Below are 17327 nucleotides of genomic sequence, written 5' to 3' on the forward strand. Positions count from 1 at the left end.
ACGTATGTCCACGCGACGGCCGCGTCCGTCAGTTTTTTAGGCGGGCCTTGTCGAGCGTAACGGCGTCCTGGTACGCCTTCACGATCGCCACTCTGACCCGCTCATGTGCCCAGACGGCCGTAAAGGTCTCCGGGCTGAACGCCAGCGGTTCGCCGTTCTCGTCGGCAATCTTGCGCCAGTCCCGCACCAGCCGGCGTGCTGCCGCCTCGTCGTGGTCAGCAACGCGGGCCATGATCTCGACCATCTCGGCATCTGTCGTCTCGGCGTTGATCTCCGCAAGGATGGCTGCACGCTCGCGGGCCGAGTTCCGGTTGATCTCTTCGGGCAGTAGCTCGAACTGGATCTCGAACGTATGCTCGACGGTTTTCCCCATCCGGTTCGCGTCGGGTTCCGTGACCTTGACCGGCCACCAGAAGGCGAGGTTTTCGACGAGCTTGAACATGCGGGCGTCTTTCTGAACGTTGCCCCGAAAGGGCTTTGAAGGGAGTTTGCAGGCGGGCTGCCGGCCGTCACATGACGGTCAGCAGGAACTCGTCATTGCCGGCGACCGGCGTTGCCATCAGCGGCAGGGTGTTGTTGATCCGCTTGCGCGTCTCGCCGTACTTCGGCCGGCCGATCTGGACGGCCTGCATGCCGAACTTGACGATGTTGCCACCCTGCTTCCCATGCTGGGCCGCAAGGATGCCGAGATCGCCGGCTTCGGACTTGGCAAACCAGTTGACCGCAGAAAGCGCATCGGCACGCATGATCGCCGACCCGGTCATCATGCGATCGACATGCTCGATGGCTTCCTCGTTGATCAGAAAGTCCGGCTCGATCTGGTTGCCGATGTCGAACGTGATGCCTTCGGTACCGCCGGCATAACCGTGCAGCGAAAAGGTCGTGTTCGCCTTGTTGACGGGAACCGCCTTCTTGAATGCCGTCGTTGTCAGGGTCGGCAGGGCGGCATCCGAGACCACACCCAGAAGACCGGTCAGGACGAACCGGAAGCGGGGAATGGCGAGCGGCGCCATGTTGAGCGTCCACGTCCCGCGCGCACCGAGCAGGATGTGCTGGACGCCGTCGCCATTCCAGCGCACCGACACGCTTTCCTGCGCCTTGGAGATCGGATTGTACTGAACATCGGTCGTGGCCGTGATGACCTCGCGCATGGCGCAGGCCCGCATCAGCACGCCCCAAGGCGGCGGGGTTCCGGGCGTGCCGGATCCTGCCACTTCCACTTCGCCGGAGAGCGTGCCGTAGGTTCCAACCAGCGTAACGCCCTGGTGGCCCATGTAGGGAAGGACGAGGTCGCGGCTGACCTCCTGACCGGCAGACGGATCGAAGTCCACATCGGTCATGACCATTGCGTTAGCCGCGCCGGTCGGAATGCTGTCCTCGCCGTAGATAGTCTCGGACTTGACGAGGATGGCGCGGTTTCGCCAGTAGCGCTTTGCCATGGTCAGGAGTTCCTCTTCCGCGTGGTGGGCGCGGCTTCGTCAGATGTGACGGCCGGTGTTTCTTCGATCGCCGGCGCATCGCTCGTGGCGACGGCCGGCGCCGTCTGCTCGGGTGCAGCTGTCGCGGCGTCCGCCTCGGGCGCGGCGGGCTTCGGCTCTTCCGTGCGGCTGACGAGCTGCAACGAGCCATCGGGTTGGCGGACGTAGCTGCCGCCGCCTTCATGATCGGTCATCATTCGGTCTCCAGGTAGCGGCTCGTCTGCCACGTCTGCACATAGACGGTGACACCGTTGCCAAGCGGCGCGGCCTGTGCCGACACCAGTTCGAAAAGGTCGCCTCGGGGATCGACCGACCAGCCAGCAAGCGCCTGCTCGATCGCGCCCTTCATCGTGTCGAAGTCGAGCGCACGTTGCGCGCCCTGGACGTCAGCATGCCGGCGCAGGACGAGCGCCACGAGGATCTGCGCGTGCACGAGCTGCTCGAAGCCACCCATCGCCAGCGTGTTAGGCTCGGCCTGCTCGCGGTAAGGGATGACGAAGACGGTCCCGTTCTTTGGAGCCGTCCCTGCGCTGATCGAGGCAAGATCCTCGACCGGCAGCACGTCGGAAACCGCCGTGCCTAGCTCGCTCTTCAAACGGGTGATGACGGCCGCGATCAAAGCCAGCCCTCCATCTTCTCGCGGGAGAAGACGGGTTCGGGCCCATCGACCCGGATGCCGTCCGAGGTGGATTGCGCCGGCGCGATGCCGTCAGCGCCGGGAAGAGCGATCAGGCCGCGTGCCGCCTGCTGAAGAGCCGCCATCGCATCCTTGTAATCCCGCACCACGTAGTCGGGCGGACCGTTGCGATGCAGATGGTAGCGCGCGATCGAGACCGCCCAGGTGGACACGATGGCCGCAACGCTCGACAGCGGCAGGCGGAAGCGAACGGCCAGATAGCCGTTCACCGCGTTGTCGGCATGGGTGAGCGACGCCTCGACGACATCGGGATCCGCAGCGCCGTCCCCGTCGCGATCCGCGACCTGAAGGATTTCATCCAGGCCGGCGCGTTCGATCAGATCTTCGAGCGAGGCGTAGTGCATCAGACTTCGAAGCCCTCGTCCCACGTGGAGGCGATCGCCAGCGTGTCGAGCAGCTCGGCGTGCTCTCCGATAGTCAGGTCGATCGTGTCGCCGATGTCCTTCAGCACGTTGTTCTGCCGGGTGCGGCCGGTGAGAATGAACCGGCGCTTCTCGTGGGTGTAGGCGGGACGAGCGCCCTCGACATCGGCAATGCGCGCAACGCGCAGCGCACTGATCTGGGTCTGAAGCTCGGAGGCCATCTTGACCAGATCACCGACGATCTCAGCCGGATCGTCCATCGGATGCCAGCCCTGCAGCGGACCGAGGCCGGCGTGCGTGTCGATGGCGCGCAGGAGCGAAAGGCCGACCGTGGCCTTGTCGATCAGATCGTCAATGTCCGTGCAGCCCGTCATGTCGAGCGCATATTTCAGGGCGCGCAGATCCAGCGCCTCGTTGCTGGTCGCAACCGGGTCGGCCGCACCCGCGACCAGGACAGCCGTTCCGCCGTCGGTCCCCTGCGGGATGTCCACGACGGCCCCGTCCATGGGACGCGCGGTGACGCCGCCTGCGAGCAGCGCTGGAACCGAGGCGCTCGCCACGATCCCACCGGCTTGGATTTTGGACGCCGTGATCGCGTTCGAGGCGAGCTGATCGGCGGTGACCGTCCCATCTCCGATTTCACTGGCGGTGACGGCCTCCGCTGGGAAACCGCCTATGCTCCCGGTCTGGATGTTCGAGCCATCGATAACGGTCCCGTCCGGCCCGTTCATGCCGGACGGGTCGGATGCTGCCACGGGAGGAGTGGCGGCATCCAGCGCCGTGCCCAGGACGTCGGTCCCGGTTTCTTCTGCGATCGGCGCGCTGGATGATGTGATCTTCTTGGCCATGAACGGTTTCCCTTCGAGCTTTCGGAAAGGAACCGGCCATCCGGTCCCTTTCGAAAAGCTCCGGCCGATTGCGCGGCCGGAGTTCAGTCATTCCCGCCGCCCGCCTTAGCGAGCGGTCAGGCTGAGACCATGCGTGCGGTAGCTGTGGCGGTAGACGGGCTTCAGGGCATCGATGACGAGGAACACGACGACGCCGAAGATCGGGGCCATCACGATGAGCGCGGCGGCCGAGGGCGTGTCCCGCAAAAACGTCATGGCAAGCTTGATGACCGGATAGGCGACGTAGACAGCTGCGCTGACGATGGCGAAAACCACGGCGCCGATGACGGAAAAGCTGGATCGGAGACAATATTTCATGCTGGTCCCTTCGGGCGTTATCCTCCGGCCGGCTGGCCGAAGGGAGAGCGTGGCCTGACGGTCAGGCCGAGGCCAACTCAGGCGGCGACATTCTGGAAGAAGTAGCCAAGCTCCGGAGCCGACACGACTTCGGCAACGCTTTCGCCGGAGCGCACACGGCGCGATCCGCGAAGGCCGATCTTCGGCTCGTCCATCGAGCCGGCAACGCGGTTGCCGAACTGAGCCGTCCAGCCCCATGTCGGCACTTCGCCCATGCTCGACACGATCTTCTCGCGACGGATCAGGGCGCAATGCTTGCCCCAGAGGCGGTAGCGCACTGCCGGCTGGCCCGGACGAGCTGCATTGGCAAATCCGGAGCCGACGACGATGTCATCAAGTTCGAGGAGATCGGCGACAGCACGCTTGTCGGCGAGACCATCGGCAACGCCGGATGTCGTGAGTGCCCGCAGAACGTTCGGGTTCTGGCGCATCTGCGACCAAGCCAGCCGGCCCATGACAGCAACGTTCGCACGCATGACCATGCTGTCGAGCGCATCCGTGACGGCGCGGATCGGCTTGCTGTCAGCGTGGCTCCACTGAGAAGCGCCGGTCAGAACCTCGCGGTTTGCGAGCGGATAGGTCAGCGGGTTGAACGTCTTGTCGGCAACGCGCTTCTCGCGATCCAGCTCGACGATGTTGGTCAGCTGCTGGACGGCGAAAGCTTCCGGGTCGTAACCGGCCGGCGCCTGCATGATGTCGGCGATCGGAATGATGGCGTCCTGGCCGTAGTCGGCCGTGGCGGCCGTCACTTCCGTGCCGCCGAACTCCATGATGTTCGGCTCGGACTTACGGCCGACCTTGGTGTCAGGGATCGTGATCGTCTGGTCGAAGCCGAAGACCATGTACTTAAAGGTCTCAGCCGTCAGACGCGGCTCGAGGCGAGGCATGACCTGATCGGCGATCAGTTCCCCATTCTTGAAGGCAACGGCGATGCCGGTCAGAACCGGATCGACGGGAAACGGCTGTCCAGCCATACGTAAGTGCTCCTGCGGGTGTCGATCCGGGCCTTAGCCCTGGATGCGATGGGGGTTGATGAAGGCCTTGGCGATGTCGCCAGCAACGCCGCTTGTAAGGACGCGACCGACGATGAAGTGGTTGACGCCCGCGCCGGGTGCGGCGGCAACGGCCTTGCCACTAGCGTCTGCCGTGATGCCGGCGCCGGGTGCGACCGTGCCGCCGACGACGACTTCGGCCGGGCCGAACAGCACGACATCGACGCGCTGGCCGATCTTGGCGCCGTTCGGGTAATCGACGACGCCGGCGATCACGTCGGTTGGCGCCGTCGCCAGCGCGACCTCGCCATCGTTGGCGGTGAACTTGACCTGGGCGCGATGGGCAAGATCGGTCGAGGCGATGAAGGCTTTGATGAACGGGTTCATGCGGCGGTCCTCAGCGGCGGTTCTTCAGGCGCATCGCAGCCGTGGCGGGATCGATGTCCTCGCCGCGTTCCTTCGCAGCCTTGATTTCGGTCTGGATCGCGATGGCGACCTGATTGCTGTCCGAAAAGTCCGGACCATTGCCGTTCGCCAGTTCCGTTGTTTCGACGGGCACGGGCAGCTTTTCGAGCAACTCGCGGAAGGCGCCGCGCGGCGATGTCGTCTTCTGAGCGCCGGCTTCCGAAAAGGTCAGCACGTCGTCGGACATTTCCGAGAACAGCGCGATCGCGGTGTCCTTCAGCCCGATCGGCAGACGGCCGGCTGCGATGACACCTTCGACGAACGCGCTGTCAGCCGCAGCCTGGGCCTTGGTGTTGGCCTCGGAGAAGGTCGTTTCGCGCGCCTTGATGGCGGCCTCACGAGCGTCGAGTTCGGCAAGCCGCTCGGCCTCCGTCTTCTGGACGTTGGTCATGGAAAGATCCTTGGTGGTTTCAGAGAAGGTCGGCCGCACCTCTTCCTCGCGCGCTTCAGCACGCATGGAGGCGGCGTTTTCGTTGATCTGGTCGATCTCGTATTGCGGGATGATCCGATCGGCGGTCGCGATGTCGGCCGTCTCGATGAAGTAGTCGCGCATGCCCCGGAAGAGCCGGCCGATGCTGTCCATCGTCCAGGCGGTGCGCCAAGGCGTCTCGGCAAACTCCAGCACGAGATCCGTCGCTTCCGCGAACTCGATGCCGGCCAGACCTTTGACGGCCGGTGGCTCGGCGCCGAGGAAGCCGACATGACGAAGATGGTAGGAGCCCGGCGTCGGGTTGCCGGGTGCGGCCGGATCGTAGAGCGCAGCCGACACCTTCAGGAACTTGCCGTCTCGCACCATCTCGGAAAAGGACGGGTCGAGGCGATCGGGTTCGGCGACGAGGCGTCCGTCTTTCACCGACAGCGCCTTCACCCAGCCGAAAGCCGGCGCGTTCGTCTTCGGATGACCGACAACGATCGGCGCCTGATGGTTGGCCGGATCGTAAGAGGAGGCGATCGCCGCAACATCGGCGTCGGAGAAGGTGATCGCCTTCCCCTGCGTCGAAACATGGCTGCCGGTTTTGAAGATTTCGAACGGTTTCATGCCCGGCATCTAAGCCAAGGCGTGCCCCGCCGTCGGGACCGCGAAATCGCACACCGAGGAACAAAGGCTGGAAATCGGGACGGGAGGGCGGCAGCGCATGCCGGACACGATCTTCAGATCGTTTTCAAAGCCGTTTCAAAGCCCTCTGGCGCGTTTGAACAGCCTGTGCGCCATCACCGGGCCTTAAAGCGCACCATTGGCCTCCTGAGGCCGTTTTGCAAGCACGCTATTTCTGCTCGATCGCATCGACGAAGTGATCCTTGACGATATCGAGGATAGCCGTAATCGACGCCTCGTTGAACCCGAGGAATTGCCGCTTGGGGATTTTCACGCTCTGAACCTTGAACGTCTGTCCGCCCATCGAGAACACCAGCGCCTCGGCTGTCTTCGGTCGGATCGTTCCGCCCTCATTGTGAATCCGCGCATAGACTTCGTTCGAGCCGATCTCGACGCCGTCGCCGGCGAGCTGCCACACGATCTGGGAAAGGCTGCGCGTCTCACCCCGCAGGATGCCTGGGCCCTTCTTCGTCTTGGCATAGAGCGGATTGAGCGCGACCCACGGCGCGCCGTTCGGATCCTTCTGGTCGATGAAGCGGCGCCGAGTGACCTTGGCTTCGAACTCGCCGATGTTCTTCAGCACAGGCTTGATGTTGCCCGCCGCTGCAAGCAGCCGTGCCAGCGCATCATTGATGGAGGCATCGTCGATCGTGATAGTCGCAGCGGTCATTGCGTCGTCCCGTTGTTCTGCTCGGCTGCCAGTGCTATATTCTGGCTGTTGGTTGATCGAGGCGCCGGAGCCCTCCGTAGATCATCTGACGCAAAGCGCGCCCCGGCAGGCGCGCTTTTTCTATTCAGCCCGTCGAAACAGAAGCGCACCACGCCGGTAATTCTGAAGGTAATCGTCCTTCGTATCGAAGCCGGTCACGGCCACCCAGCCCCTGTTGGTCCATTCGAAACGCACGAACAAGGCGCGGCCATCGGGCAGGATGATCCGCTTCAGGTAGGCACGGCGCAAGACCACGCCACTTCTCATGGTCGCCCAATCCACCCAGATCTCGTCTGGCGCGATGATGGTATCGGCCAGCAGCTTGGCGTACTGGCCTCGGCCGCGTTTGTCGCTCTTCAGGCCGACGACGGTCCCGTCCGGCATGCGCTGCTCGAACAGGGACCGGCTGATGGTGATGAGCCCTCCGGACTTGTCGCGGAACGGGCCTTCGTCCTTCTTCAGGTTGAACCGCTTCAGGAAGCCCTCGACATAGGCTTTCGGCTCAAGCCCCTCCGGCATCAGGTCGCGGCTCTTGGCGGCGGTCGGCTCCGGGAGATCCGGCAGGTTGACCGGCGCCGGCGTATCCGGCCGATACGCTGGCAGCGGCTCTCGCAGCTCGGTTGGCACAACACCGTCGAGCCACTCCTTGCCGACGTTGTATTCCCAGCCGCGATCGATGCCGCCGATCCGCTCTTCCTTCTCCCCGGTGCGAGGATCGATACCGTCATACCTGACCAGCTCGGGCGACTCGTCCGGCGCATCCTTGCCGAGCGCTTGCATCTCGCGTCGGGACAGAGCCTCGACATCGCAACCGCATCCCCAGCCATTCGGCGGGTAGATGCGGTCCCAGATCGGATCGGTTGCGGCCCAGACCTTGCCGTCCCAGGCAAGGTGCTGAAGACGCGGATGCAGCGCGCCGGAATGGACGTACTGCCAGTAGGGCCGATACTTCAGGACATCGGGATCTGTGAGCTGCTTATAGCGCCCGGCCATATAGCTGGTGCGCATGTTTGTCGTGTAGATGATCCGCGCGCGCCATGCGCGCCGCTCGCCATCCGTCGATCCACGCGCATTAAAGAGCCAGCCCGTGCGATCGACGATGGCGTCAAAGTCCTTTTGAAACTCTTTGAAGCCCGTTCCCTGGACACGCGCTTTCTCGATCGCCGCCCGGAAATCTCCCAGCATGTCATCCCGCGTGACGCCGGCGACAGAAAAGCCGCGGACATGGGCTCCATGCTTCAGATCGTCATAGCGCCTGGTGGGCAGGTTGACCTTGCCGGCGACGAAGTCGATTGCCTCCTGAAACGGGATCTGCTCACCGGCCATCGACGGATGCCACGCCTTCGAGCTGGGCGAGCAGCGCGGCCTGCTCGAGGAGCTGAGCCAGATCGTCTACGCCCATCTCCGACGACAGCCGTGCCAGCCGTAGCGTCAGATCGTCATAATCGCGCGCCTCGGCGAACTCGGTGCGGATCTGTCCGATCATGCTGTCGAACACGCCGGCGCCGGCGGTCTCCAGCTGGTCGGTCAGGTTGGCCACGACACGCTCGCTGTTGGAACGTGCCGGCGGGTCTGCGAAATCCAGATTATCGAGCGCGCCCTTGGCCGCAACGCCGGGCTTGCCCGGTTTGGTCTCCGGCGCCGGCTTCTCAATCCATTCGCCGCCATAGGTGTCGTCGATGTACTGCGGGTCCTTCGGACGATAGCCCATCTTGTAGATCGTCTCGTCGCGCTTGATCTTCTCGTTGAGATCCTCGGCCTCGGCGAAATCGCGCCAGACGTCGGGGATGCCGGCGCCGGGAAAGTTCAGCTCGACGATCCACCGGGCGATGGTGTCCTTGATGGTGGCGGAGATCAGATCGGCATCCGCCTTGGCGATCGCAACGCGCACCTCGTTGTGGACTTCGCCGAGCGATCGCGCGCCGCGCTCGCCGGAGTTCGTGGTCAACGTCTCACCGAGCACCGCCTCGCTCATAAGTTCGTCGAGGTATCGGTTCAGCTTCTCAAACACGTCGCCGCCGCCGGCCTTCGCCTCCAGCAGCTCTACGATGACGTTTTCCGGTACCGCAATGCCGGTGTCGTTCGCCAGCTGCCGGATCGCGGCCAGCATCTCGTCCTGGCGTTGCTTGTCGTAGCCACCGGGATACGTGATCTTCGTCGTCGGCGTGCCGTGTTTCTCGACGGCGCGCAGCCACTGTGCCAGTGCGTTGCGCTTCATCCATGCGGGCCAGTAGAGGACTTGCCCTATGCCGACGCCATATGGATCGTCTTCATCGTCGTCGATCGAATGCCTGTGAACCACGAACTTCCGATCGGGAACCGGCACACCCTCGATCATGGCAGCGCGCGTCAGGAGCCGGAGTTTGCCGTCCATGTCGAACCGGAACCGGCGCTGCTTCTTGACCTTAACGGCCTGTAGCGTCCAGACGCCGGCGACATTGGCCCAGAGAACCTCGGCAACGGAGAAGCCCTTCAGGACGGCGCCCAGCATGCCGCGTGTCAGCTTGTCGAAGTCGATCGCCTTCAGCTGGCGCTTGACTTCCTCGGCCGCGCGCTTGTCGAGATCGCTTTCCGATGCCTCGAAGACACTCCATTCGCGGCTGACCACTTCCAGCTTTCGCTTTTGCAGGATGGCGAAGGCATGCGGATCGCGCCGGATCTCGTCATAGAGCTGATGGCTCTTGCCAAGGCCACGCGTGCGCAGGATCTCGTCTGTCGGCTGCATGACGCCGGCGAACTCCGGGACGAACGGGTCCGTCCGGATCGTTGCGATCTCCATGGTGGTTTCAGCCATCTCAGTACCCCGTAAATGCGGAAAGATCGGATCGGGCGGCTACGGCGCCGTAAGCTCCGGTCGCGTCCGTGAACTGGCCGGCTGTCGGACGGTCATCCCCTGTCACGCCGGCGCCAACTTCGCCGCCTTCCTGCTCACTGGCATAAACTGCCAACGCTCCGGCGACGGCACTGTCGCCATGGCGCGCGAAACCGTCTGCCCCTTGCGTGCGAGCATCGTCCGGCACCTTGGCAATGCCCTTGGTCATCTTCAGCAGACGGTAATCGCCGAGCACGTCGTCATCGAGCGGCAGCTCAAACGTGCCGTCTTCGAAGCCGGCTTTCAGCTTCGGCATGTTGAGCATGTACCATTGCTGCGAGAGCTTGATCTCCGAGACGAACGACGCGCCGAACGCCTGCCGTGCCGCCTCGGCATGCGCCGCACCGTTGCCGGTAGCGTCAAAAGCCGCGTGGAAGAAGCGCGGCAAATGCTTTCGCAGGAAGAGGATGATCTGGCGCTGGCTCTCGAACGGCACGTTGCGCAGCTCGAGGAGGAACGGCGTGCGCAGGCTGGTGTCGAGACGCACCTGAAACGGATGGATCACGGACAAGTCGCCCGATCGGCCGAAGTCCTGGCCGAAGCCGGACCGCATCGTCGGATCGAGACGCTTCAGATGCGGCAGGAGCTGCTCGGTGCAGAAGTCCGCGATCTCCGCATCTCGAAGCTCTTTCGGCCAATCGACAAAGCCTTCCGGCGACGCCCAGCGAATAACCGGAATGTCTTCCTTCATCCGCGACATGATCAGTGATCGGGTAAGGAACGCGCCCGACGACATCGATGGGATGCAGAACAGCTCCTCGTCAGCGCCGGCGCCATAGAACTTGATGATGTCCTGGCGCCAGTCGGCCTCCGCCTCGGCCGACCACGGCTTGCCGGTCACATAGGCGATCCGCTCGTAGAGCCCCTGCTGCAGCGCCGTGTCGAAATCGATGCGCAGATGCTTGTAGCTCTGCCGGCCGGCAGGGATCTCTTGGATCTGTTCGTTGAAGTGGTTGTCAAAGCCATCATGCGTGGAGCAGACGATGACCTGTCCGCCCCACATTAGGAACGCGAGCGCCGCCTTTAGCAGTTCTTCGAGGCTGTCAACGAAGGCCGCTTCGTCGATCATGACGACGCCCTGCTTACCGCGCAGGGTGCGCGGCGCCGATGACAGGCCGACGATTTCGAAGCCCGACGAGAACTTGATCCGGAATGCCTGAATGGCGCGCTCGCCATCCTTGTCCGAGTCGTCCCAGATGAATTCCTGCATCTCCAGCGCGGCTTGGCTGAAGGCGCGGGCCCACATGGCGCAGGCGTCGATGAACTCGCGCGTCATCTCCTGGCTATAGGAGATGTACATGAAGTCCATGCCGCCGGCTTCGCGGGCACGCGCTGCGCGCAGGACGGCATAGGCTGCGCACGCCCATGTCAGGCCGATACGGCGCGACTTCTCGACGAAGAGAACGCGGCAGGCCGTTGTCTCGAGGAGGGCGAGCGTCTGCTGCTGGTACGGCAACAGCGCCTTGCGGGCGCCGATCCGGTTGATGACGGCATCGGTCGAGATGCGGCGCGCCTCGGCCCATTGCTCTTTGCTGATAGGGCCGCTCATTTCGTCCCCACGCCAAGAATCTGATCAAGGATCTCACTGGCCGTTTCGTCAGACAGGCCCTTCGAGCGCTGGACGAGTTTGACGGCTTCCTCAGCCTTGGAGGCAAAATCGGCCTCGACCTTCTGGCGCCTGGCTGTCGAGACGCCCTGCGCTTGGCTGGCAGCGCGCAGCGCATTCGCCAGCGCCATGGCGCCCTTCGGATCGAGGCCCGCCTCGCCGGCATTGGTCAGCAGTTCGAAGATCAGCGTCTTGATCGCTTCGGCCGCAATCAGCGTCAGATCGTCGGAGGATTTCGCATCCCACTTCTCGGCAATCGTCGCAGCGATCTCGCGCGTCTGATTGAGCCGGTTGGAGAGCGTGGCAAGCTTGATCGAATAGCGATTGAAGGCCGAGAACGACGGGATCGTGAACTCCAGCTCGCCGCGATGCTCCCGCTTCAGGGCCTCCAGCTCGGCGAAGAAGTCCTGATAGATATCGATCTGCGTCCGGTCACGGTCCTGCAGATCGGCCGCTGCCTTTGCAACGATCGATGCGCACTCTTCCGGCAGAAGCTCGATACCGGAGAGCCGACTACGCATGCGAGCTACCGGCCGGCGGGATGACGGCACGTGACGGACGCTTCACGCCCTCGATGATCGTCTCACGAAGAAGGTGGCGCCAGCCGAGATCGGTCAGCGTCCCGATCTTGACCGAGCCGGCATCAACGATCGTGATGGCGCCCATCATGCGGAGATAATCCATCTCGCCGTGGATCCACGACCGAGGCTGGCGGATGACGAACGTCTGCAACACAAGTTCAATCGTGCTGCTCGACAGGCTCTCATTTACCTGTTCGGAGAGGGCTCGCAATATAATGAGACGCGCATCTTCGCGCATGACTTTGTCGTAGTCGACTCCGATCGGGATCATCAACTGGCCTTCTTCATCTGATCAATCAACACGTCGTTCAGCCGCTCGCCGATCGCCTGGATCGGCTTCAGCTTTTCGTCCATCGACGAAAATCGTCCTTCCAGCACCGCATCCTGCTTATCCAGCCGGCTGACGATGGTCATCATCGTCATCTCCATGCGGTGCGTCGTTTCCTTGTCGGGAATGTGCTTCATGTCGTTCTCGATCGCCTGGATGCGTCGATCGTGCTCGATCAGTTTGGCCTCGACTTTGTCGGCCCGTTGCTCGAGCTTTTTTTCTCCGGACGAGAGCAAATTCTTGATCAGGATGATGAAGTTGACGATCGCCATAATGACGACGATCCACGACATGAGCGGGGCAAGATCGAGAGCAACATTTGATGCGTTCACCGGTGATACTTCTCTGCTTCAACGAACGTCTGGCAATCAGTGCACCTGCGGGCGGCTGGATATGCAAGACGGCGTTTTTCGGGGATCGGATGATCGCATGCGATGCAGAGGATCGTTCCGGTCTGCGAGAGCGCGATGCTTGCAGCTATAACGCCGGCATCGCGCTCCTGTTCAGCTCTTGCCGCAGCAAGCTCAAACATGGCCTCGGAGTTAGTCACGCTGAAGGGGACCCGGATCGAGAACCACACCTGCCACCGGATGCGAAATCGGCGATCCAGTATAGCCACCGCGCCCCGACGTCCGACGCAACGCTTCCAGCCCCTTATGAACACCCTTTTCGACTTGCTCCATGACCGTGTCCGGCGTCACGGCACTGCTCACCACCACCTGTAGACGATCGTTCGGAGTTTCCACGGCGCCGGGCAGTGTCGGCAGGGCGAGAATATGCGGCTCAAGCAGACTGTGAATATCCGGCCGCGACAGTTTGCCGAACCGCTTCAGCGCATCCGGGACCGAGCGCAGCACATAGTCGATGGCATCGTCTGCCGATCCGCCCGGCTGGAGCAACAGCTTTGCGCCATTCGCCAAGGCCGACTGGAGCGCGTCCCGGTGCTTGGCTTCGATCTGGATGCCAGTCCAGCGGTAGAAGACCGCCGAGATGGCGCTCAACAGGGCGATAACGATGAAGTCGAACAGCGGCGGCAGCAGCTGCGTCAGAATAAGCTCTTTCATGCGGCGATATCCTCGGCGGGTGTGTAGGGCTGGATCATGGCGAGCGTCTCCCTGCCGACGATGCCATCGACGACAAGGCCACGGGCGCGCTGGAAGGTTTTCACGGCTGCTTCCGTGCCGGGACCAAAGTCGCCATCGACCGTGAGCAGGTAATGGCCGGCAGCCGCGAGGCCGCGCTGCAACTGATCAACGGCCGGGCCCTTGGACCCGCGCCGCAAGATCGTGACCGCATTTGGCGTGTTCTGGTTTGCCGCGATCAGCTTGACCTGCAGCTCTGTGACAACGGACTTCGCCTTGCCGAGCTTCAGGCGGCGATCGTCGAGGCCATTGCGGCCTCCGTTCACGACCTTCGTCACCGCGATCAGGTCATCGCGATCGGCGATGTCATTGAGCTTCTTGGTTGACCAGAAGAAGAACACGGCCCACGCCGCCCATGGGAATTCGGCGACCAGCTCGGGCTGCGCCTCGAAATCGGGGCAGTTCGGCTGAATGTCGCGCATCCAGATGGTGAAGCGGCGATAGTTGTCGCGTCCGGTGAGCTGCAGCGGGCAGCGACCCTTGAAGCGCTTGCCATCGCCGGCCTTGACGTTGCCGAGATCCTTTCGGTTTTCGTAGGCCGCACCTGACGCATACTCCTCGAGCGTGCAGAACCCGTCGCATTCATGGGCGACCTGTGCGAGCAGGTGCGCGATGCGCAGGGCGGAGGTCACCTCGAACCGGATCAGCATTTCAGGGAGGATCGCGGCGAAGCCGGCGATGATGGCCTTCTGCTTCTGCCCGATCAGACCCGTCGAACGCGGCACGATGGCGTAAAGCGACGAGGCGTCAACCGAGGAAGCGAGAGTTGGGAGAGGCATGAAAAGACGTTCCTGTCGGGGGTGCGAATGGGAGCACCGATGGAACTGTCTTGGATCATTGAAGAGAGTGGGTCATGGGTGCGAAATCGCAGCCCCACGGAACTAAAGCAGCTTTAACTGCGGGTCAGCCGGCGGTCGTCTGCGACGGTGCTCGGCGACGGTGTTCTGCGAGACGCCCAGCGTACGGACGATCTCATTCGTTGAATAGCCCTTCTCGATAAGATCGGCAATGGCGGCGGCGCGGCGGCGTTTGTCGCCAGCAATCGCCTGCGGGATCTCGATCTTCATAGAGCCATAGGCGGCAGCAATCTTTTCCGCCGCTTCCAGACCGACAACCTGAGCAAGCCAGTGATCAGCGGTCACCTGTTCTGGAATGTAAACGCGCTCTCCTGGCCGGGCCCGCCCAAGCGCAATCGCCGCTTCCTCACCCGCAACATTAGCGATGCGGTTCAGAAGCGGCGTGAGCCAGACGCGGTCAGAGGGATGCTCGCCCGATGTCATCGTGATGAACCGGCTCCCCAAATGATAGTGACACCAGAGAACAGACCAAGCGGGTTATGCTGGCACCAGAAGATCGCCATGTTCCCGAGAGCCGTGTTGCTATCGAGATCCGCAGAGACGGCGCCGATGCGATCCGGAGAAAAGCCGTCATCGATGGCGAACGCCTCCGCATCATCGCGACCGAGCTTGCAGCCGTCGAGTTCGATCATTGTGATGCCGCGCGGCGTGGTCTCGATCAGGATTGGCAGCACCGAAACACAGATCGGATCGACGGCAAGGAGCTTGCGGCAATATCGTGTCCGCATGCCCTCAAAGAGCTGCACGGCTTCCTCCGGACGCGCATGACGCTTCCGGTCGGCGCGAACGGTCTGGTGCTTTTGACGTAGCTCGATCTGCGGTGCAAAGATCTTCTTGAAGCTGTAGGCGACCATCAGCGTGTCCCCTTCTTTTCCCGAATGCGTCGGCCGAAGGCGTTCATGACCGTGATCCATTCGTCCGAGGTCAGCGATCGACCGGAAACCTGCTGACCGAGGATGCCTTTCACTGCATCCCAGAAGGCGCGAGGGATCTTGGCTTCCACGGCGCCGACCAGAATGACCCACTGTGCCTGGGCAATGCGGTAGCCGTCCGCGCGCTGCCACGGCTGCAGCGCCGAGTGAACGCTCCAGTCCACGCTGGCCTCGCGGCTGAGCCACTTTTTCAGCGCCTCGATCACCTTGCGGGAGTCTTCGGCGTCCTGAAGCCATCGCACATGATCGATACCGGTCTGCGCCTTAACAAACGCGATCAGCGCCGCGTCGTCGCGATCGCGGACAACGCCGAGATTGAAGCCAGCGATCCAAAGCGCCTGCAGCTTTCCGGCGTACCTACCGGATAGCTTCTGTCGGCCGTTCTGGCGACGCTCGATTGGCTTGAAACCAAGCCGGCGAAACTCAGCGATGACAGCCTGACGCTCTTCCTCGGTCATGTCCTTTGCCGAGGATTTGCCGGTGATGAGTTTGAGCTTGGCTCGGTAGACATCGTCGTCCAGGCCGAGCTGCTTCTGCGCAACCTTGATGGCGGCGATCGAACTCATGAGAACTTCTCCCACAATGCCTGGGCGATCACAGTGAGGTTGATGCTCATGAGCTTGTCATCATCGATCTTCCTCACGGCCAACGTGCCAAGAGCCGCAGCCGGAAGGATGACGAAACCCTGTTTCTGGTGCTCTTCGACGAGGCACTCGACGATCTCCTCGAGGGTGCGGAAGTGTCTCATTCTGTCCACCCCCCGATCAGGAGCTGCTCGGACCGCTCCTGGCCGACACCCCGCGACAGATGCGCATCTGCACCGGCACGCCATCCGGCACCCTCGGCAGCGTCGAACCGCGATTTGTGCTGCTTCAGCTTGACCGATCGGCTCTCAGGGTATCGGCGGTCCCGCTCCTGTTGCGCGAGAGTGGTCGCCTGCTCTGAGATCGTTTCGCTGAACAGTTCGAACAGGCGCAGGCGCAGCCGCCGTACAAGCCCGAGCGTAAAGTCGTCCGCTGCCTGCCGCTTCGTCTTGGCCGATCGGCGCCGGCGATAGAACTCGCCTGTCCGAAACTTCTTCAGCTCGCTGTCGATCACGGTGTTGCACACGTCGAACAGGTAGACCGCGACGTCCGGCCACGGTTCGGCACCAGTGAACGAAATCTCCCTGCCGTTCGGTGTAGTGCTGGTGATCGCGGCCGTGTTGGTTACAGACGCGATCACCGGCCAGAGCCGAGCGCGGATAGACGTGGACGCGCTCTTCGTAGGCTTGCCCTTCTCTGTCATCAGCAGCGTGTGCTGATCGAGGCCGTGCTCACGCATGAGGGCTGCAGCCTTTGACGCGGCTTCAATGGCCTCCGCCTCGGTGCAGCCGCGCGACACCGTCCTATTCAGGAGCGCCTTGATCTTGTTGCGGATCGTATCGTTGGTCATGCTGCCACCTCGTCATTTTCGCGCTCAATCAGGTCGGCCGACTTGAAGAAGATTGGGGTAAAGACCCGAGCGAAGACATGCTCGACAGTCCAGCCGAGGGCCTGCCGCTCTGCCCACTTCGCCGCACTGGTCGGGTCGCTGGATGGGAATGATGCCTCGATCGCAGCAGCAGCCGTGGCACGGTAGGTGTGCCCGAGAAGCGAGCCGGCCGCGTTGCACAACGCATAGCCTTGTGAATAGGAGGTTATCGGACGGGGAGCGCTCATGATTGATACGCCTCCCGGCCCGCTTCGGTAACCTCATAGAGAGACGCCGAGAAAGCATCACGGTCGATCAGGCCGAGTGCGATGAGGCCGTGAACTGTACGGCTGTCGTGGACCTTCTTTTCTCCGCACACAAAGTTGCCGGACACCAATCGAAGTCTGGCGCCGTTAATCATCCGGCAGAGGACGCTTTCCTGGGCGACGGACAGTTTCTTTCCCTTCGTCATTGCCCGCCCTCTTCAGTTCCAAAGACTGCGAAACCGTAGCCT

The 17327-nt window shown here is 62.7% G+C and carries 27 protein-coding genes; all 27 read right to left on the reverse strand.

Going from position 1 to position 17327, the window contains the following annotated elements; translation table 11 throughout:
- Positions 1 to 28: 28 nt before the first annotated feature.
- The 27 genes from GA0004734_RS17065 to GA0004734_RS17195 all read right to left on the reverse strand — a co-directional run bounded on the left by GA0004734_RS17065 (position 29) and on the right by GA0004734_RS17195 (position 17285).
- Positions 29 to 442 carry a hypothetical protein gene (locus GA0004734_RS17065; protein WP_092935569.1) on the reverse strand — a complete coding sequence of 138 codons (414 nt, stop codon included), beginning with the start codon at positions 440 to 442 and terminating at the stop codon, positions 29 to 31.
- 67 nt (positions 443 to 509) lie between these two features.
- The gene (locus GA0004734_RS17070) at positions 510 to 1439 is read right to left on the reverse strand and encodes a hypothetical protein (protein WP_092935571.1); all 930 of its coding nucleotides are present in this window, start codon (positions 1437 to 1439) and stop codon (positions 510 to 512) included.
- A 2-nt stretch (positions 1440 to 1441) separates the two neighbouring features.
- Complete coding sequence (locus tag GA0004734_RS17075; RefSeq protein ID WP_092935573.1) at positions 1442 to 1675, reverse strand: hypothetical protein; 234 nt, start codon at positions 1673 to 1675, stop codon at positions 1442 to 1444.
- Positions 1672 to 2097, reverse strand: a complete 426-nt coding sequence (locus tag GA0004734_RS17080) for a phage tail terminator protein (RefSeq protein WP_245292452.1) — start codon at positions 2095 to 2097, stop codon at positions 1672 to 1674. The genes GA0004734_RS17075 and GA0004734_RS17080 overlap by 4 nt, the downstream gene beginning before the upstream one ends.
- Complete coding sequence (locus GA0004734_RS17085) at positions 2094 to 2519, reverse strand: gp436 family protein (protein WP_092935577.1); 426 nt, start codon at positions 2517 to 2519, stop codon at positions 2094 to 2096. The genes GA0004734_RS17080 and GA0004734_RS17085 overlap by 4 nt, the downstream gene beginning before the upstream one ends.
- On the reverse strand, positions 2519 to 3385 hold the full coding sequence (locus GA0004734_RS17090; protein WP_092935579.1) for a hypothetical protein: 867 nt from the start codon (positions 3383 to 3385) through the stop codon (positions 2519 to 2521). Before GA0004734_RS17090 ends, GA0004734_RS17085 begins: the two co-directional genes overlap by 1 nt.
- Before the next feature lie 105 nt (positions 3386 to 3490).
- Positions 3491 to 3742 carry a hypothetical protein gene (locus GA0004734_RS17095; protein ID WP_092935581.1) on the reverse strand — a complete coding sequence of 84 codons (252 nt, stop codon included), beginning with the start codon at positions 3740 to 3742 and terminating at the stop codon, positions 3491 to 3493.
- 77 nt (positions 3743 to 3819) lie between these two features.
- Complete coding sequence (locus GA0004734_RS17100) at positions 3820 to 4755, reverse strand: major capsid protein (protein ID WP_092935583.1); 936 nt, start codon at positions 4753 to 4755, stop codon at positions 3820 to 3822.
- A gap of 33 nt (positions 4756 to 4788) precedes the next feature.
- Complete coding sequence (locus tag GA0004734_RS17105) at positions 4789 to 5160, reverse strand: hypothetical protein (RefSeq protein ID WP_092935585.1); 372 nt, start codon at positions 5158 to 5160, stop codon at positions 4789 to 4791.
- Positions 5161 to 5170: 10 nt separating this feature from the next.
- Positions 5171 to 6277 (reverse strand): peptidase, encoded by a 1107-nt coding sequence (locus GA0004734_RS17110; RefSeq protein WP_092936398.1) that lies wholly within the window; start codon positions 6275 to 6277, stop codon positions 5171 to 5173.
- 226 nt (positions 6278 to 6503) lie between these two features.
- The gene (locus GA0004734_RS17115; protein WP_092935587.1) at positions 6504 to 7004 is read right to left on the reverse strand and encodes a phage virion morphogenesis protein; all 501 of its coding nucleotides are present in this window, start codon (positions 7002 to 7004) and stop codon (positions 6504 to 6506) included.
- Positions 7005 to 7124: 120 nt separating this feature from the next.
- Positions 7125 to 8369: a PBECR2 nuclease fold domain-containing protein gene (locus GA0004734_RS17120; protein ID WP_092935589.1), complete on the reverse strand. Its 1245-nt coding sequence runs from the start codon at positions 8367 to 8369 to the stop codon at positions 7125 to 7127.
- On the reverse strand, positions 8359 to 9837 hold the full coding sequence (locus tag GA0004734_RS17125) for a DUF935 domain-containing protein (protein ID WP_092930022.1): 1479 nt from the start codon (positions 9835 to 9837) through the stop codon (positions 8359 to 8361). Before GA0004734_RS17125 ends, GA0004734_RS17120 begins: the two co-directional genes overlap by 11 nt.
- A 1-nt stretch (position 9838) precedes the next feature.
- Positions 9839 to 11464, reverse strand: coding sequence for a hypothetical protein (locus GA0004734_RS17130; protein ID WP_175386132.1), 1626 nt, complete (start codon positions 11462 to 11464; stop codon positions 9839 to 9841).
- Positions 11461 to 12042 (reverse strand): DUF3486 family protein, encoded by a 582-nt coding sequence (locus tag GA0004734_RS17135; protein ID WP_092930025.1) that lies wholly within the window; start codon positions 12040 to 12042, stop codon positions 11461 to 11463. Before GA0004734_RS17135 ends, GA0004734_RS17130 begins: the two co-directional genes overlap by 4 nt.
- Entirely contained in the window at positions 12035 to 12373 is a 339-nt protein-coding gene (locus GA0004734_RS17140; RefSeq protein WP_245292296.1) for a VpaChn25_0724 family phage protein, read from the reverse strand. Before GA0004734_RS17140 ends, GA0004734_RS17135 begins: the two co-directional genes overlap by 8 nt.
- Positions 12373 to 12762 (reverse strand): Clp protease, encoded by a 390-nt coding sequence (locus tag GA0004734_RS17145; protein WP_245292453.1) that lies wholly within the window; start codon positions 12760 to 12762, stop codon positions 12373 to 12375. Before GA0004734_RS17145 ends, GA0004734_RS17140 begins: the two co-directional genes overlap by 1 nt.
- Positions 12759 to 12962 (reverse strand): TraR/DksA C4-type zinc finger protein, encoded by a 204-nt coding sequence (locus tag GA0004734_RS17150; RefSeq protein WP_092935591.1) that lies wholly within the window; start codon positions 12960 to 12962, stop codon positions 12759 to 12761. The genes GA0004734_RS17145 and GA0004734_RS17150 overlap by 4 nt, the downstream gene beginning before the upstream one ends.
- Before the next feature lie 10 nt (positions 12963 to 12972).
- Entirely contained in the window at positions 12973 to 13494 is a 522-nt protein-coding gene (locus GA0004734_RS17155; RefSeq protein ID WP_092935593.1) for a hypothetical protein, read from the reverse strand.
- Positions 13491 to 14351, reverse strand: coding sequence for a peptidoglycan-binding protein (locus tag GA0004734_RS17160; RefSeq protein ID WP_092935595.1), 861 nt, complete (start codon positions 14349 to 14351; stop codon positions 13491 to 13493). The genes GA0004734_RS17155 and GA0004734_RS17160 overlap by 4 nt, the downstream gene beginning before the upstream one ends.
- 102 nt (positions 14352 to 14453) lie before the next feature.
- Positions 14454 to 14852, reverse strand: a complete 399-nt coding sequence (locus tag GA0004734_RS17165) for a helix-turn-helix domain-containing protein (protein WP_092935597.1) — start codon at positions 14850 to 14852, stop codon at positions 14454 to 14456.
- The gene (locus GA0004734_RS17170) at positions 14849 to 15283 is read right to left on the reverse strand and encodes a hypothetical protein (RefSeq protein ID WP_092935599.1); all 435 of its coding nucleotides are present in this window, start codon (positions 15281 to 15283) and stop codon (positions 14849 to 14851) included. The genes GA0004734_RS17165 and GA0004734_RS17170 overlap by 4 nt, the downstream gene beginning before the upstream one ends.
- Entirely contained in the window at positions 15283 to 15927 is a 645-nt protein-coding gene (locus tag GA0004734_RS17175) for a gp16 family protein (protein ID WP_092935601.1), read from the reverse strand. The genes GA0004734_RS17170 and GA0004734_RS17175 overlap by 1 nt, the downstream gene beginning before the upstream one ends.
- The gene (locus GA0004734_RS17180; RefSeq protein ID WP_092935603.1) at positions 15924 to 16109 is read right to left on the reverse strand and encodes a hypothetical protein; all 186 of its coding nucleotides are present in this window, start codon (positions 16107 to 16109) and stop codon (positions 15924 to 15926) included. The genes GA0004734_RS17175 and GA0004734_RS17180 overlap by 4 nt, the downstream gene beginning before the upstream one ends.
- Positions 16106 to 16795, reverse strand: coding sequence for a DUF7168 domain-containing protein (locus GA0004734_RS17185; protein WP_092935605.1), 690 nt, complete (start codon positions 16793 to 16795; stop codon positions 16106 to 16108). Before GA0004734_RS17185 ends, GA0004734_RS17180 begins: the two co-directional genes overlap by 4 nt.
- The gene (locus tag GA0004734_RS17190) at positions 16792 to 17061 is read right to left on the reverse strand and encodes a hypothetical protein (RefSeq protein ID WP_092935607.1); all 270 of its coding nucleotides are present in this window, start codon (positions 17059 to 17061) and stop codon (positions 16792 to 16794) included. The genes GA0004734_RS17185 and GA0004734_RS17190 overlap by 4 nt, the downstream gene beginning before the upstream one ends.
- Entirely contained in the window at positions 17058 to 17285 is a 228-nt protein-coding gene (locus GA0004734_RS17195) for a hypothetical protein (protein ID WP_092935608.1), read from the reverse strand. Before GA0004734_RS17195 ends, GA0004734_RS17190 begins: the two co-directional genes overlap by 4 nt.
- Between the last annotated feature and the right edge of the window lie 42 nt (positions 17286 to 17327).

This window comes from Rhizobium sp. 9140 (assembly GCF_900067135.1).
GTDB lineage: Bacteria > Pseudomonadota > Alphaproteobacteria > Rhizobiales > Rhizobiaceae > Ferranicluibacter.

Excerpts from the sequence above, each read along its gene's own strand:
- GA0004734_RS17125 (WP_092930022.1), bottom strand. The coding sequence starts at position 9,837 with ATGGCTGAAACCACCATGGAGATCGCAACGATCCGGACGGACCCGTTC.
- GA0004734_RS17180 (WP_092935603.1), bottom strand. The coding sequence starts at position 16,109 with ATGAGACACTTCCGCACCCTCGAGGAGATCGTCGAGTGCCTCGTCGAA.
- GA0004734_RS17150 (WP_092935591.1), bottom strand. The coding sequence starts at position 12,962 with ATGTTTGAGCTTGCTGCGGCAAGAGCTGAACAGGAGCGCGATGCCGGC.
- GA0004734_RS17130 (WP_175386132.1), bottom strand. The coding sequence starts at position 11,464 with ATGAGCGGCCCTATCAGCAAAGAGCAATGGGCCGAGGCGCGCCGCATC.
- GA0004734_RS17085 (WP_092935577.1), bottom strand. The coding sequence starts at position 2,519 with ATGCACTACGCCTCGCTCGAAGATCTGATCGAACGCGCCGGCCTGGAT.
- GA0004734_RS17160 (WP_092935595.1), bottom strand. The coding sequence starts at position 14,351 with ATGCCTCTCCCAACTCTCGCTTCCTCGGTTGACGCCTCGTCGCTTTAC.
- GA0004734_RS17070 (WP_092935571.1), bottom strand. The coding sequence starts at position 1,439 with ATGGCAAAGCGCTACTGGCGAAACCGCGCCATCCTCGTCAAGTCCGAG.
- GA0004734_RS17105 (WP_092935585.1), bottom strand. The coding sequence starts at position 5,160 with ATGAACCCGTTCATCAAAGCCTTCATCGCCTCGACCGATCTTGCCCAT.
- GA0004734_RS17115 (WP_092935587.1), bottom strand. The coding sequence starts at position 7,004 with ATGACCGCTGCGACTATCACGATCGACGATGCCTCCATCAATGATGCG.
- GA0004734_RS17100 (WP_092935583.1), bottom strand. The coding sequence starts at position 4,755 with ATGGCTGGACAGCCGTTTCCCGTCGATCCGGTTCTGACCGGCATCGCC.
- GA0004734_RS17075 (WP_092935573.1), bottom strand. The coding sequence starts at position 1,675 with ATGATGACCGATCATGAAGGCGGCGGCAGCTACGTCCGCCAACCCGAT.
- GA0004734_RS17090 (WP_092935579.1), bottom strand. The coding sequence starts at position 3,385 with ATGGCCAAGAAGATCACATCATCCAGCGCGCCGATCGCAGAAGAAACC.
- GA0004734_RS17175 (WP_092935601.1), bottom strand. The coding sequence starts at position 15,927 with ATGAGTTCGATCGCCGCCATCAAGGTTGCGCAGAAGCAGCTCGGCCTG.
- GA0004734_RS17120 (WP_092935589.1), bottom strand. The coding sequence starts at position 8,369 with ATGGCCGGTGAGCAGATCCCGTTTCAGGAGGCAATCGACTTCGTCGCC.
- GA0004734_RS17155 (WP_092935593.1), bottom strand. The coding sequence starts at position 13,494 with ATGAAAGAGCTTATTCTGACGCAGCTGCTGCCGCCGCTGTTCGACTTC.
- GA0004734_RS17190 (WP_092935607.1), bottom strand. The coding sequence starts at position 17,061 with ATGAGCGCTCCCCGTCCGATAACCTCCTATTCACAAGGCTATGCGTTG.
- GA0004734_RS17135 (WP_092930025.1), bottom strand. The coding sequence starts at position 12,042 with ATGCGTAGTCGGCTCTCCGGTATCGAGCTTCTGCCGGAAGAGTGCGCA.
- GA0004734_RS17110 (WP_092936398.1), bottom strand. The coding sequence starts at position 6,277 with ATGAAACCGTTCGAAATCTTCAAAACCGGCAGCCATGTTTCGACGCAG.
- GA0004734_RS17065 (WP_092935569.1), bottom strand. The coding sequence starts at position 442 with ATGTTCAAGCTCGTCGAAAACCTCGCCTTCTGGTGGCCGGTCAAGGTC.
- GA0004734_RS17195 (WP_092935608.1), bottom strand. The coding sequence starts at position 17,285 with ATGACGAAGGGAAAGAAACTGTCCGTCGCCCAGGAAAGCGTCCTCTGC.
- GA0004734_RS17140 (WP_245292296.1), bottom strand. The coding sequence starts at position 12,373 with ATGATCCCGATCGGAGTCGACTACGACAAAGTCATGCGCGAAGATGCG.
- GA0004734_RS17095 (WP_092935581.1), bottom strand. The coding sequence starts at position 3,742 with ATGAAATATTGTCTCCGATCCAGCTTTTCCGTCATCGGCGCCGTGGTT.
- GA0004734_RS17170 (WP_092935599.1), bottom strand. The coding sequence starts at position 15,283 with ATGGTCGCCTACAGCTTCAAGAAGATCTTTGCACCGCAGATCGAGCTA.
- GA0004734_RS17165 (WP_092935597.1), bottom strand. The coding sequence starts at position 14,852 with ATGACATCGGGCGAGCATCCCTCTGACCGCGTCTGGCTCACGCCGCTT.
- GA0004734_RS17185 (WP_092935605.1), bottom strand. The coding sequence starts at position 16,795 with ATGACCAACGATACGATCCGCAACAAGATCAAGGCGCTCCTGAATAGG.